The 14,121-nt window shown below is 53.4% G+C and carries 10 protein-coding genes; 9 read left to right on the top strand and 1 reads right to left on the bottom strand.

Translation table 11 applies throughout. The annotated features are described in order from the left end of the window. Positions 1-66: 66 nt before the first annotated feature. Positions 67-1,098 carry an extracellular solute-binding protein gene (locus FBZ97_RS21020; protein WP_246661829.1) on the top strand — a complete coding sequence of 344 codons (1,032 nt, stop codon included), beginning with the start codon at positions 67-69 and terminating at the stop codon, positions 1,096-1,098. Positions 1,099-1,772: 674 nt separating this feature from the next. After that, on the top strand, positions 1,773-2,672 hold the full coding sequence (locus tag FBZ97_RS21015) for a nucleotidyltransferase and HEPN domain-containing protein (protein WP_145321855.1): 900 nt from the start codon (positions 1,773-1,775) through the stop codon (positions 2,670-2,672). Positions 2,673-2,902: 230 nt separating this feature from the next. On the opposite strand, the gene FBZ97_RS21010 is transcribed toward FBZ97_RS21015, so the two are convergent. Then, on the bottom strand, positions 2,903-3,175 hold the full coding sequence (locus tag FBZ97_RS21010) for a hypothetical protein (RefSeq protein WP_246661821.1): 273 nt from the start codon (positions 3,173-3,175) through the stop codon (positions 2,903-2,905). A gap of 248 nt (positions 3,176-3,423) precedes the next feature. Between FBZ97_RS21010 and FBZ97_RS21005 the strand changes: the two genes are divergently transcribed. The 7 genes from FBZ97_RS21005 to FBZ97_RS20970 all read left to right on the top strand — a co-directional run bounded on the left by FBZ97_RS21005 (position 3,424) and on the right by FBZ97_RS20970 (position 14,047). After that, the gene (locus tag FBZ97_RS21005) at positions 3,424-4,302 is read left to right on the top strand and encodes a response regulator transcription factor (RefSeq protein WP_186449528.1); all 879 of its coding nucleotides are present in this window, start codon (positions 3,424-3,426) and stop codon (positions 4,300-4,302) included. A 252-nt stretch (positions 4,303-4,554) separates the two neighbouring features. Further along, complete coding sequence (locus FBZ97_RS21000; RefSeq protein ID WP_145322095.1) at positions 4,555-5,814, top strand: aminotransferase class I/II-fold pyridoxal phosphate-dependent enzyme; 1,260 nt, start codon at positions 4,555-4,557, stop codon at positions 5,812-5,814. Between the two features lie 75 nt (positions 5,815-5,889). Next, positions 5,890-6,339 (top strand): hypothetical protein, encoded by a 450-nt coding sequence (locus tag FBZ97_RS20995; RefSeq protein ID WP_145321851.1) that lies wholly within the window; start codon positions 5,890-5,892, stop codon positions 6,337-6,339. A 275-nt stretch (positions 6,340-6,614) separates the two neighbouring features. Beyond that, positions 6,615-8,528: a Ti-type conjugative transfer system protein TraG gene (traG, locus tag FBZ97_RS20990; protein WP_145321848.1), complete on the top strand. Its 1,914-nt coding sequence runs from the start codon at positions 6,615-6,617 to the stop codon at positions 8,526-8,528. Positions 8,529-9,531: 1,003 nt separating this feature from the next. Further along, on the top strand, positions 9,532-11,856 hold the full coding sequence (locus tag FBZ97_RS20980) for a class I SAM-dependent methyltransferase (protein ID WP_145321845.1): 2,325 nt from the start codon (positions 9,532-9,534) through the stop codon (positions 11,854-11,856). A 77-nt stretch (positions 11,857-11,933) separates the two neighbouring features. Then, a complete protein-coding gene (locus tag FBZ97_RS20975) occupies positions 11,934-13,076 on the top strand; it encodes a glycosyltransferase (protein WP_186449527.1) in 1,143 nt (380 codons plus the stop codon). Then, on the top strand, positions 13,049-14,047 hold the full coding sequence (locus FBZ97_RS20970; RefSeq protein ID WP_186449526.1) for a methyltransferase domain-containing protein: 999 nt from the start codon (positions 13,049-13,051) through the stop codon (positions 14,045-14,047). The genes FBZ97_RS20975 and FBZ97_RS20970 overlap by 28 nt, the downstream gene beginning before the upstream one ends. Positions 14,048-14,121: the final 74 nt, after the last annotated feature.

Genomic DNA, 14,121 nt, shown 5'->3' with positions numbered 1-14,121 from the left:
AGGCGGGACAATAAGAGGGAAACATTGATGACAATAAAAGCAGCCATCCGGCTGAGCGGCGTTGCTATGTTTTGCGCAGCCATTCTTCTGGGAGAAACGCCCAATCCAGCACTTGCCAGTGAGCAGGTCGTAATCGCCACGACTGGCGGCGCCTATGATGCAGCGCTACGCAAATGGTGGTTCGAGCCGTTCACCGCCAAGACCGGTATCCAGGTCATTTCCGTAGCGGCAACCAACGCCGAGATGCGCGCTAAAGCGACCGCTATGGTGAAAACTGGCAATGTCAGCTGGGATCTCTACCCCGATGGAGAAATCCAGGTGAGCTCAAAGGATCATCTCGCGATTTCCGAGCCGCTTGACGGTTTTTGCGCCCAGTTTAAGGACCGCCAGGATCTTGTTCCCGATGCCTGCATCCCGGCCGGCGTGCGGCTGTTTTCGACAGCCACATTGATGGCCTACGATCCACAAGCTTTTAAAGGCAACCAGCCCGTGACCTGGGCGGATATGTGGGATACTTCAAAGTTCCCGGGCGGACGCTCGTTTCCGAATTTCGACGATCCGTGGCGCGTGATGGCAGCTGCCCTTTTGGCAGATGGGGTCAAACGCGAAAACCTTTTTCCGCTCGACGTCGATCGCGCTCTTAAGAAACTCGACGCATTGCGGCCGTCCATCTCGCTTTGGTGGAAAACCGGAGATCAGAGCGTCCAGGGGTTTCGTGAGAAGGATTACAGCATCGGACAGATTTGGCTAACGAGGGCAAGCGCGCTCAAGGCAGAAGGACGTTCAATCGCCTGGTCGAACAAGGCGGCATTTCTGGTAGGCGATCGTCTCACGGTTATCAAAGGGGCGCCCAATCGGGACAATGCTCTGAAGCTCATCGCCTTCTGGCTGGATTCTCCGGACATCCAGGCGAAGGTCTGCGAGGCATTATTGTGCACGCCACCGAGCAGCGCGGCGATTATGATGATGCCGCAAGTAGTTCGCGATCAGATGCCGAGCGCCGAGGACGTGCGCGACAGTATCGTCATCCCAGATGCCAAATGGATCAACGAGCATGCCTCAGAGTTGTTGGAGCGGTGGAACAATTGGGTCCGCTAAAGCAGGATAACGGTGTAAAACATTGGGTATGTTCATGGGATTACACGATGTTTGGAGAATGAAGGTTCAGTGGTCGTTCAAAGGAATGAACGCCTGACCCGACGCACCCAATACACTTCCGCAGGAGGTCCGTCCGCCAGCAGAAAGGCTGGGAGCCGAGCGGACCTCTCTTGCCCAACGAGACCTCGCAAAAAGGGAGAAATGCCCTTTGCAGAGCGCCGCTGCCCTCTCTTGGGTTTTGGGTTTATCCAACGGGAGCGGCTTACAATTGGGAGGGCGTCAAAGGCGTCGAGACAATCCGTCGGTGGATGCCGAAAGGTCCGGTGACAGGACATTTTGCAAAGACAATGACATAGCGCCCTGCAATCTTCGAGGGATAATGTCCGCATGCCGATTGATCTTTGTCTGCCGGATAAAGGAGGCGACGGACCCCTTACTCTAGAGTCAAACTTGACTTCTCATTTACATTATAGAAACATATAGGGAACATACAGAATTTACTATGGCCCGTGCTGAGCACGTTATTAAACAGGCGCCCTCGAAACGCGAATTCGATCCAAGGGCTGATAGATCTCTTCTGCTACGTTGTCTGGCTGGCATAGATTCAATATCGGACTGGTATTGCAACCGGATCGTACCTAGAACTGGAATCATCAGAAAGGGTCCCGCTCTCCATGAAGTTCAGCCTTGATCATCTACCGGAACGCAAACGCCTTGAACTGTCACGGATTGTCGAGATCGTGCATGAGGAATTCGAAGATGCGCTGAAGGAAGGCACGGCCGATTTCAAGAAGAAGGGTCGCATCCTCAAGATCATTCTTTTCGGCTCCTATGCTCGTGGCGATTGGGTCGATGAAGAGAACATCGGCAAAGGCTATAAGTCCAACTACGATCTGCTGGTAATCGTCAACAATCGCAAGCTGACCGACTTCGGCTCATACTGGCGCAAGGCGGCCGACCGCTTTCCCCGCATCGTCAAGCCGCCAGTCAGCCTCAACGTGCATTCGCTCCGCGAGGTCAACACGGCACTAAAACTCGGCAATTATTTCTTCAGCGAAATCCGTCGCGACGGCATCGTTCTTTACGAACTCGATGACGAAGAACTCGCCGAACCGAGGCCGCTCACTCCAGCGGATGCTCTCCGTACCGCACAAGGACATTTTGATGAACGGTATTCTTTTGCAACGGCACTAATGGATGGAATCCATCTCTTTGTAGAGAAAGGGCGCTTTAAACACGCTGCTTTCCTTCTTCATCAAGCGATCGAACATAGCTACTCAGCTATGCTGCTGACATTGACGAACTATAGTCCCGCCTCACACAACCTCAACCATTTAAGGACACTTGCGGAAGGTCGTGATCGGCGGCTTGCTGAGATCTGGCCACAAGATCGGCAGCGCTATACTGCCTGGTTCAACATCATCAACCACGCTTACGTGAAAGCCCGCTATTCCGAGCATTTCAAGGTTACCGAAGAAGCGCTCGCCTGGCTTAGCGAACGTACGGACGCACTGCAGCAATTGGTAAAAGCGATTTGTGACGAGCATATCGAAAAGCTGCGGAAAAAGGTCTGAGCGCCGCGGGCATGCGCTGCCGCCATGTCGCTGTTTTTCTCCAGGCAGTGGGTACTTATCCGATTACATGCCGGCCCACCGCTCCGCCATACTCGAAACCTCCCTCTCCCTGCCATCGCATTACTTGGCGTCCGACCGATACCCGAGCGGAGGGGTCACCTACGAAGGCATATCGGTTCTGCCCGACCATTTGTAGCCTCAGGAAATCTAAAGCAGTTTGCCATCTGCGTTTACAGAGTCCGCGCTGCACCACCCGAGAAGAGCATCGCCGGTGTTTCGTCAGCACGCAACAGGCAAAAAACCTCAAACAAGAAATGGCCGTCGGCAGCACGTCCATCCACCTTCGCGCCTAAAGCGCACCAAGCCACAGCAAGCGTGGCATCGGTACCATAGGCCGCTTTTGCGGCCAGGGCCGTGAGCGCAGGGTCCTTATCACACCAAATAGAGATGTCATCAGTCGAGGACGGTGGCTGGCGATATTTTGATGGATCCGCAAAAGTCATAGGAAGCTCTCCCGTGAATGTCCGGCACGGGACGAAATTTGGCCGGACTTTGTTCTCACAAGTGAGTCACGACCGCGGATGCCGCATGTGTCGTGTGATCCCTGGCCACTTCCTACTTTATCTCAACGTACACCAACCGTGAATCTTGGGCGAGCCAACCGAATTCGCTCGCGAGCGCCTCTTTTTTGATGCAACAAAATTGTGATCGAACAAATATCATTTTCCCTCTTTACGTGCAATACACATTTATGACAGGTAAATTGCTGCGATTTTCGGAAGAAGCAGGAAATATCGCAATTCTTGCGGGTATTTTTTGTTGCGTCAAAATGTTCGAAGGTTATGCAGAGTCTCCGACGCTCTCATCTTCTGCGTGCTGCCGCCCACTGATCGAAAGGTTATCATCAATGAAGCCACTCATCCTCATTTGCTCCACGGATTACGAATTCTACCTTCTGCTCGCTCAGATCCTCAACATGAGAGGTTTTGAAGCTTCACTGGTGGAAGGAGCGGAGGAGGCTCTCGCTAGCATCAAATCCGATGACTTGGTGGCCGTGATAATAGACTATCATAGCGATGCTTTCCGCATCGGTGATCTCGTCAGCCAGATCAGAGAGACACTGGCCGATACAGCGCTACCGATCGCGGTCTTCGTGAGAGCAGGCAATCAACAACTTTATCTCGAAGTGCTCAGAACCGGCGTGAGCGAAATTTTCATACGCCCGTTCAACCCAGAGCGTTTTCTATCTTATCTCTCAGATCTATCGCCAGACGACAACGCAAGATCTTGCACGGAAAAAGCTTTCGGCAATTCGCTTATTTATGCGGAAATCACGATGCAACTCGATAGAAGGCGCGTCGAGTGCAACGGCATGGATGTCCAACTCAGTCCGATCGAATTTCGCCTTCTCCGGCATTTTCTACAAAAACCAGGCTACGTTTTCAGCCGCGACGATCTCATCGAGGCTGCATGGCCGCGAGGTACCTTTGTGGAGCCCCGCACTGTCGACGTTCATGTCGGGCGCCTCCGGCGGACCATGCGAGCTGCGCTAGGTCGCGATGTTATCCGCACGGTGCGAGCTACCGGTTATGCGCTGGATGAGCGTCAGTGGGCAGATAGGGCGTCGTAGGGCACCGAGATTGCGGAGAGACTCCGTTGAGCATCAATTTTGACGTTCCGCCTGTTGTGTTTCTCAAGCCCCTCACGTTCGAAACATTGGCGTCACAGAACCTTCAAACAATATTACCGGAACGATCGTTGTTTGCGGACCCATTCCACGGCAATAAAATAGCATCGCATCCTCAGTGAGATGCGATGTGCTGCAGCAGATATCCATCTTCTGCGGCATCATTGTTCCGCTACCAACAATTTGGATATTCCCATGAGCGATGATCATCATCCGCCCACCGCTGACGCTGTGTCGCGACCCTACCGCAATACACACAGCGTGATTGTTTCCGCCGACCAAAACCTTGCTGCGGCCGAGCAGGAGGGGGTCATGGCGCTTTACGTCGATCCGGATAAGGATCGCTCCGTCATGTTGCCCATGGCGCCTCAGAAGAGACAAGTGACTGACTTCGTTCGCTGCTCTTATCTCGGCCTCGACAATCACCCGCTCATCCTCGAAGGCGCAATAGAGGCGGTTCAGCGATGCAAGGCGCTCCATTGGTCCTGCGCAAGAACGAGGCTTAATTTCAGCCTACTAGGCAAGCTGGAAGAAGCGCTCTCCGACTTGTTTACGGCGCGGGTGATAACCTACACGACGGTCCTGGCCGCCAATATGGGTGCCCTACCACTCCTAGCCTCCGGATATCTCACTGAGAATAAAAGACCTACGGTCGTTTTCGACCGATTAGCGCATGCGACGCTTGCATTTCACAAACCTGTCATCGCCGCTGAAACCCCGATTGAAACGATTGCTCATAACGATCTGAACGCACTCGAGGATATTTGCAGGCGCAACGATCGCGTAGTCTATGTGTGCGATGGCGTCTATTCCATGGGCGGCAGTGCGCCGATTACCGACCTCCTCGCACTCCAGGATCGATACGGCCTGTTTCTTTATATCGACGATGCCCATGGCGTTTCCTTGTTCGGAAAGTCTGGCGAGGGTTTTGTACGATCCCAAGTCGGCGCAGCCCTTGGCGAGCGCACAATCATTGCCGCATCGCTCGGCAAAGGCTTTGGAGCGTCGGGCGGTTTGCTGATGCTCGGCACTTCTCGGCAGGAAGAATTGTTCCGGCGCTTCTCGATCGCCTACGCCTTTTCCGCATCGCTTAATTTGGCGGCAATCGGCGCTGCCATGGCGTCTCAGGCGCTGCACCGCACCGATGAGCTCAAGTTGCGCCAGGATGCGCTTGCGGCTCGGTTAGCTGTTTTCGACAGGATGGTTGCCAGCCAGCAAGCCGGCTCAAAGCTACCAATCCGCACCATAGAGTTCGGCAGCGAAAGACAATCCATTCGTGCCGCGGCCCATATTCTCAACAAAGGTTTCTACACCTCGGCGATCTTCTTTCCCACCGTCGCAAAGGGCAAGGCGGGCCTGCGGGTCTGCCCTACCGCTGGGCACGGCATTTGGGAAATTGAAGGGTTGGGACATGCGATCAACGAGGCGCTCGCCGAACGAGGGCCAAATCCATGATCGACCCAATCAGCGTCATTCTGACTGACACCGGAAACTAGCCGCAACGCCAGCTTAAAGGCCGACGAGATCGATATGCTGAAATATATCGCCGAAACCTACGTTACCTTATCCGATTCCGATGTATCGCTTGAGCAGATTTGCCAAAAAGCTGCCGAGCTATGCCCTTCAATAATCTCCAACGGACGGGAAAGAAGGTTCAAATGCGAGAAAGAACACGCAACTCTCAGCCCTGCGAATCTTGTTGCCGAGCGGGGCACGCAGTTTTGGTACGATAGCCAATCTGCGGTCACTGAAGGAGCCGACAGATTTCTGAACTTTGATGACGGCTGCGCCATCATACGGGCGACCAACGATGGTGTATTTGTTCGCATTTCTGCCCGGAACCTCCTTATTTTCTACGGAATTCGAACGCTTCTCGAGGGCAGCCTTTTGAAACTCGCGGCCATCTCCAATGACGCGATCGAGTGGTTCGATGCTGGACGTGAACCGCCTCACTTGCCTTCACATAGAATGGAGCATTAAGGACCGCGGTGGGTTTGAGGCTGGCAATCAGATTAGTGCCATTTCGGCTCGGCAACCTCGTCGCCTCGGTCGCTCGGCGCGAACCAGCAGTATCAATTTCGTCAGCACCGCCGTTACGATGTTGCGCACGTAGCGCGGCCATCAACCAGAAGATCGGAACAGGCAGACCCCCGAGCTAGTCCGGCACAGGGAGCAGATAGTCGACAGACTAGAAGGACGGCGTTCAAAGCGCCTTACCACGAACGGGAAATACTACAGCCCGAGAAAGTTTATTCATGGCGCTGAAAGACAGACTACATCCAAGCTTACTGCTCACCCTGGTGCCGGTCGCAGCGACAGCGCTAACGCTCTGTATCACTGGATGGCAATGGCAGGATTTGGCGATCGGCATGTCGCCACGAATGACCTATTGGTTCCTGCGAGCTGTTCCTCTTCCCAATCTCCTTCTCGGACCTATCACCTCACTTCTGACGGTTTTGGCATTGCCGCTGCATCGCCGTCGGCCTATCGCTTTTGCGAGCCTCTTTTGCTTTTTATGCGTGGCAGGCTTGTACGCCCTACGGGAATATTCTCGCCTGGTTCCATGGGTCGAGAATGGCGTTGTCACATGGAACGAGGCGTTCACTTATCTCGACGTCTTCGCGGTTGCGGGGACCATTCTCGGATTTTGTGTTGTCGCGATCTCCGCGCGCATTTCGATGGTCATTTCCGATCCGATCAAGCGCGCCAAGCGCAGTGTCTTCGGCGATGCCAATTGGCTGTCTATGCCGGAAGTGGCTAAGCTCTTCCCCTCGGACGGAGAGATCGTCATCGGCGAGCGCTACCGCGTCGACCGTGATCGCGTGCATAAGTTGCCTTTTGATCCGAACGATCGCCGGACTTGGGGGCAAGGCGGCAAGGCACCACTCATAACTTTCAGTCAGAATTTCGATTCCACCCATATGTTATTCTTCGCGGGCTCCGGCGGTTTCAAGACAACCAGCAATGTCATTCCAACAGCGCTGCGCTATAAGGGGCCCCTGATCTGTCTTGATCCATCGACTGAGGTCGCGCCAATGGTTCTCGAACATCGCGCCCATGCGCTCGGCCGCGAAGTCATGGTACTCGACCCCACCAATCCGGTCGTGGGTTTCAATGTTCTTGATGGCATCGACAGATCGACACACAAGGAAGAGGACATCGTTGGGATCGCACATATGCTTTTGTCGGAAAGCCTACGCTCCGACACCTCGACTGGCTCCTACTTCCAGAACCAGGCGCATAATCTTCTAACTGGGCTTCTGGCGCATGTGATGCTATCGCCCGATTATGCCGGCCGTCGCAACTTACGCAGTTTGCGGCTTATCGTTTCCGAGCCGGAACCGTCGGTACTTGCCATGCTGCGCGACATCCAGGAAAATTCCACGTCCGGCTTTATCCGCGAGACGCTCGGTGTCTTTACCAACATGACGGAGCAGACCTTCTCCGGCGTATATTCGACCGCATCCAAGGATACGCAATGGTTGTCGCTCGACAATTATGCCGCACTGGTCTGCGGCAACGCGTTCAAATCGAGCGACATCGCTTCCGGGCGGAAGGACGTCTTCCTCAACATCCCTGCGTCAATCCTGCGCTCCTATCCCGGCATTGGACGAGTGATCAGCGGCACGCTGATCAATGCGATGATCCAGGCCGACGGCGACTTCCGCCGCCGCGCGCTCTTCATGCTCGACGAGGTCGATCTGCTGGGTTACATGCGTATTCTTGAAGAAGCGCGCGACCGCGGGCGTAAGTATGGCATCACATTGATGTTGATGTACCAATCCGTCGGCCAACTCGAGCGTCATTTCGGAAAAGATGGAGCGACCTCCTGGATCGAAGGCTGCGCGTTCACATCCTACGCCGCAATCAAGGCACTTGATACAGCACGCAATGTCTCGGCCCAATGCGGAGACATGACGGTCGAAGTCCAAGGACGTTCGCGCAATGTTGGCTGGAGCAACTCCAATAGCAGCGCCCGCAGATCCGAAACTGTCAGCTTCCAACGCCGTCCGCTGATCATGCCGCACGAAATCACCCAGTCGATGCGCAAGGACGAGCAGATCATCGTTGTCCAGGGCCACAGTCCCATTCGCTGTGGACGAGCGATCTATTTCCGTCGCAAGGAGATGGAGGAGGTAACGAAGGTCAATCGTTTTGCGAAGTTCTAAGGAGACTCGTGCGCGTTAGTTCTTTCCTTCTGAATAGATTGGATTTCTGATAAATAAAGGTCTTTCGTGACTCTCTAGTACGGGCGATTATGCTGTCATCCTTAATTCCCGTTCATTTAATGCAGGAGCTTCCCATTATCGGCCTGACGTTACGATGTTGAGGCATCCCTTCACGTTGTAGGTGGTGGCGGTCAGCCGAATTTGAATACCAGCTTTCGCCGTGCCCTTCACATACGGCGCAATTCAACGGATCGCTTCCATGTTCCGAAGATCTTCTAAATCCCACCCCATCGCTCACGTTCGACCTTGATCGCGTAGGCTTTCAATTTTGCCGTGATCTCATCGAACAGAAACTTGTCGAGGCCCAAAGCGACCTTAGCCTTTCGAGATCGTACAAAGGCCGCGCGCTCTGGCGTCGGCTCCGATCTGGAAAGCCGACAGAACCGCCGAAATGAACTTCTGTCCTCATGCGCTTCGGCCAGCTTCACGTCTGACGGATCGTACCAGACCATAAGCAGCGCCGCCTTGAATCACGTCAGTGGCGGCCTTGCGGGTTCGCCCTTACCTGCATTTGAAATCATCGTGCGACGTCGATCAATGGGCGCCCATCGATCACTTTCGAAAGCGCATCCACGTCGAACCGCTTTACTAGCCGGCGCAACCTCCAGCATTTCGTGACCAAATACGACGATCGCTCGTTGCAGACCTCTATCACTCGGCAGAGGAATTGAATTATCAATGACGCCATAATTCTACATTTATCCGCGCGCAGGTCCTAAGCTTTTTGATCAACCTCGTAACGAGCCCACCGGCGACCCTGGCAAAATCAATTGTAGAATTAGGAATGAAGCACTTTAAATGAGCGCACCTGCCTACTTGACTATGCACTTGCTAATACAGCATTTAGCTGACGCTCAAGCGGCCAACGGTAGGCACAATAACGCTAGATGTTATAACTAGCGCGTTGATGGGGGCTTCGAGCGGATAAATGAAGGGTTAGTCCATGCGCAACGCCGATCAGTTCGATGAAGAATATTACAAATCGGGATTTGGCCCAGACGCCTATGAACGCACCGCGCCCTGGCTGAACTTTTATGCGCGTATTGTCGATGAAATTATCCGCTCGCTGCAGCCCCGTCGAGTGCTCGATGCAGGATGCGCGCTAGGAATGGTCGTTGAAGCCTTTTGGGACCGTGGCATCGAGGCAAAGGGCGTAGATATTTCGGAGTATGCAATCGCGAACGTGCGTGCAGACATGCGAGAGCATTGCCGCGTCGCATCTCTCACCAAACCGTTCGAATCCCGATACGACTTGGTTGTGTGCATAGAAGTCCTCGAGCACATGCCGGCAGAGGAAGCAGCTCTCGCCATCCAGAATATCGCGGCATCAACGGATACTGTGTTATTTTCTTCTTCTCCGCGAGATTTCGAGGAGGTGACTCACGTCAATGTGCGCCCGCCGCTATCATGGATGAAGCTGTTTGGTCAACACGGTCTGTGGCCAGATTTGATCTATGACGCCTCCTACCTGACGCCTCACGCCATCCTCTTCCGCCGAAGCGAAGCTATATCTGAAGATGCTTTGATTCTGATGAGCGAACAGCTAAGGCTTCGCTTTCTTTTGGCGGAAGCGAAACAGGCACAACTGGCAGCCGATACGCAAGCCGCGCGGGTTCGTGACGAGGCCCGTTCAGCGCAGCAACAGGCGCAGACGGCGTTGGATCAAACACTGCGAGAGATGCGGATGCGAGAACAGGAGCTTGCGGCAGCTCTTGAGAAAGCAGCACGGGAAGGTCTCCTGCATGCTCAGGAAACCATGAAATTAAGGGCCATTGCTGCTGATGCCCGCCAGCAAGCGGTGAGCGAAATCGAGGAAATGCGCGCGCGTGTAGTCGCTATCGAGTCGAGTACCTTTTGGCGCGCATCGAGACCAGCCCGCGCTTTCGCAGCTAATCTACCAGCGCCGTTCCGGCGGCGTCTGCGCCAATTGGCGAGGGTCGGCTATTGGGCTGCAACTCCACATAGAATCCCTGCGCGACTTGCCTTCTTAAAGGAACAGAAGAACAGTCACATACAGTCTTCGCTGAGCTCGACAGTGCAGGCATCTCACTTCACGACAACGGTCAACACAACGGATTTGACCAACAATACGCGGGTGGTGCCGAGTACGCTTTCGATGATTCGAAAGTATTCTATAGACTGGGAGCCATTGCCAGTCTTTCAAGATCGCTCGTCAGCGCCAACTTTAACGATACTTACGGACAGCGTCGATGCCAACAGTCTATTTGGTGGTGTAGGTACGTCCCTTGTAGTCGGAGCTTTGGTAGCCCGTCGCTTGAATGCGCGCCTCCGCCTTGTTACTCGTACCTCCGCCCCAGATCCTGCAGCACTTGGAAAAATCTTGCAGGCACATAAAGTGAAATTTGATGGACCAACTGATTTCGTGCACATGCCCATAGGGGAAGAAAAGCCACTTCCTGTTGGAGAAGAGGATTTATTTCTCACTACGTCATGGTGGGGCACCCGCGCCGTACTAGGCTCTGTAAATCCGAATCGTATTCTTTATCTCCTGCAAGAAGATGAGCGAATGTTCTATCCGCATAGCGATATGCGGCTTCGATGCGCCGAAACCTTGTCCGAACCCGACGTGCGCGTACTAGTCAATACACGCCTGCTATTTGACCATCTCGCCGACGGACCTGATCCATTACCTCAACTTCGAGAACGAGGGCATTGGTTTGAGCCAGCCTTTCCTACCTTTGCGCGGCCAGAAATCATAAAACCGCGAAACGGAAAGAAGAACTTCTTCTTTTACGCACGTCCAAATCATGCCCGGAATCTATATTGGCGCGGCCTTGAAGTCGTCGATGCGGTTGTTCGAGAGGGTCTGCTACCATCGAATGAGTGGGACCTCCATTTCGTCGGTCACGAATTGCCCGAAATGGAGCTGTCCGGCGGCGTGCGACCGAAGATCTGGGCGAAACTGCCGTGGCTGGATTATGCCGATCTCATATCACAAATGGACCTTGGCCTCTCGTTAATGGATACGCCACATCCGTCCTATCCCCCTCTCGACCTTGCTGCATCAGGCGCCATTGTGGTCACCAATACACATGGCTCCAAAATTTCTCTCGCTCGATGGTCCGATAATATTATCGCTGTGCCGCCGACCGTAGCCTCACTTACCGAGGCGTTATATCGCGGCGTTGCTCGCGCTGACGATACAAAACAGCGGACAGAAAACTGTATCAAGGATCATATACCGCGAGATTGGGAAGCAACGATTGGACCTACGCTTGATAAGCTTCTATCTTTAGGGAATCCATAAACTTGCACTTAAATATACCAGCACCTGTAAGATACGAAGACCCTTGGCTCTCGACCTATGATGATAGAATGCGGCAGATGACAGCACAAAAGCGCCGCATCGCCTACTTCTATGAACATCCTGATACAAGTACGTTCCGGTATCGCTCGTTCAATCCGGGGATGACACTGGCGGTAAATCCGCAGTACGGGGTATCGGCTGCATGGTTTGACCACCGAGATCTCGCCTTGGACGACCACTTCATCGATGAGGCGGATGCCCTAGTAATATGCCGGGTCCGCTATAACGCCGCCGTGGCTCGTATAATAACACGAGCCCGAGCTCGAAAGATTCCAATCCTTTTCGACTGCGATGATCTCGTTTTTGACACCGAACGCCTTCATCTTCTAGTTGACTCTCTCAACCAGGATCAGCGCGATGACGGCATGTGGAACTACTGGTTCTCAACCATTAGCAGAATTGGTGCGGTCCTTCGTCTTTGCGATGGCTTGGTCACCACGAACGAATATCTTGCACAGCGGGCAAAGGAATTCGACTCGCGGCTTCAAACCACGATCATGCCGAATTACCTGAACCGCGAACAGCAGGAGCTGTCCGAGGACATCTATCGGAGAAAACGCGAATCCGGCTGGCTACGGGATGGTCGTATCCATATCGGCTATTTTAGCGGATCGCCAACCCACACACGCGATTTCGCCGTGGCGGCTCCAGCAATCTTCAGACTTCTGGATAGCGATCCGCGGGTCATATTGCGTATTGTGGGATTTGCCGAATTCGATCCACGATTGAAGCATTATGGTGATCGCGTCGAATTTTATCCGCTTCAAGACTTCTTGAATCTGCAGCGACTTATCGGAGAGGTCGAAATTAATATCGCGCCATTACAGGATAATCAATTCACCAATTGCAAATCCGAGCTAAAGTTTTTTGAAGCAGCCATATGCGGTACCTTAACACTTGCAACACCTACCTTCGCTTTTCGAAATAGTATAACCCATGGCAAGACTGGATTCTTGGTTCCAGCTTACGGTTGGGATGACGCACTGCAGGAGGCAGTGTCGATCGTGGAGAACAAGACGCAATATGTAACTATTGCAGATGCTGCGTTCAAATATGCTCAATCGGCATATGGTTGGGATCGCCATGCTGCTACAATATTACAAGCCGTTTTCGCTTCGGGGGGAGTTATCGATTGGCAAAGGAACGTTCAGACAGGTTAAGATCCATTTTTAATGGTGTTGGGAAAGGATTGGAAATAGGACCTTCACATAATCCTCTGATGCCAAAAGCAGCTGGCTTCGAGGTGGAGATATTTGATTACCTCGACGCCGATGGTCTGCGAGCCAAATATGCGAATGCCGGCGTCGATGTATCAGCTGTGGAGGAGGTCGACCATATCGGCGATGGGCGACCGATGACTGAGGTAATCGGCGTTCGTAATCACTACGACTGGATTGTAGCATCCCATGTCATCGAGCATGTTCCCGACCTTTTGTCATTCCTGACAGATTGCGAGGCTCTGCTTAAACCGGGCGGATCATTGGTCCTGGCTGTGCCAGACAAACGTTGCTGCTTTGATATACTTCGTCCTATATCGACTGTGGGCCAGGTTCTGCAAGCACATCTGGATGGCAGAAAGAGGCCTCCACCAGGTATAATTTTCGATGATGTCGCCTACGCTCGTAAGAAAAACGGCCGCATCGGTTGGCACCTGCATGATCGCAGTCAACTTGAGGAAATCCGACCGGCTGAAGACGCATGGAGCATGTTTGAACAAGCGCGGGGAAGTGATGCATATGTCGATATGCATTGCTGGGTCTTTGTTCCATCCTCATTCCGCTTAATCGTGAGCGCACTCGCTTCCTTCGGATTGATCGGCCTGCGCGAACTTGATTTCCAAGTCAATGATGGCGAATTCTTTGTCGTGCTCTCAACTCGAGCACCTTCGACAAAGTTTGATATCGGCGCATTGGCATCGGCAGCCTTCGCTGAAGAGCATGAATCATCAGTCCCAACGGAAACTGAAAGTCTCCTCAGGGAACTCGAATCGACACGCGGAGAACTTTCTGCTGCCCTACAACGCGAAGCAGCCCAAGTTCAGCGCGTGGCCAATATAACGGCATCGACTTCATGGCGACTGACTGCTCCACTCAGAGCTGCCAAGACCCTGGTTGCACGGATATCGCACTGATCTATACCCGGCTTGATAGCAACGCGGTCGCTGCTATGGACACCAGTACGAGTACTATCTCGATAGACTTCGGA

The sequence above is a fragment of the Rhizobium sp. ERR 942 genome, assembly GCF_007828395.1.
In the GTDB taxonomy this organism is placed as follows: Bacteria; Pseudomonadota; Alphaproteobacteria; order Rhizobiales; family Rhizobiaceae; genus Rhizobium; species Rhizobium dioscoreae.
This window is presented reverse-complemented; position numbering and strand designations above follow the sequence as displayed.

Bases quoted from the DNA above. Each gene is read 5' to 3' on its own strand.
- FBZ97_RS21005 (WP_186449528.1), top strand. From the start codon at position 3,424: ATGACAGGTAAATTGCTGCGATTTTCGGAAGAAGCAGGAAATATCGCA.
- FBZ97_RS21000 (WP_145322095.1), top strand. From the start codon at position 4,555: ATGAGCGATGATCATCATCCGCCCACCGCTGACGCTGTGTCGCGACCC.
- traG (WP_145321848.1), top strand. From the start codon at position 6,615: ATGGCGCTGAAAGACAGACTACATCCAAGCTTACTGCTCACCCTGGTG.
- FBZ97_RS21015 (WP_145321855.1), top strand. From the start codon at position 1,773: ATGAAGTTCAGCCTTGATCATCTACCGGAACGCAAACGCCTTGAACTG.
- FBZ97_RS20975 (WP_186449527.1), top strand. From the start codon at position 11,934: ATGACAGCACAAAAGCGCCGCATCGCCTACTTCTATGAACATCCTGAT.
- FBZ97_RS20980 (WP_145321845.1), top strand. From the start codon at position 9,532: ATGCGCAACGCCGATCAGTTCGATGAAGAATATTACAAATCGGGATTT.
- FBZ97_RS20995 (WP_145321851.1), top strand. From the start codon at position 5,890: ATGCTGAAATATATCGCCGAAACCTACGTTACCTTATCCGATTCCGAT.
- FBZ97_RS21020 (WP_246661829.1), top strand. From the start codon at position 67: ATGTTTTGCGCAGCCATTCTTCTGGGAGAAACGCCCAATCCAGCACTT.
- FBZ97_RS21010 (WP_246661821.1), bottom strand. From the start codon at position 3,175: ATGACTTTTGCGGATCCATCAAAATATCGCCAGCCACCGTCCTCGACT.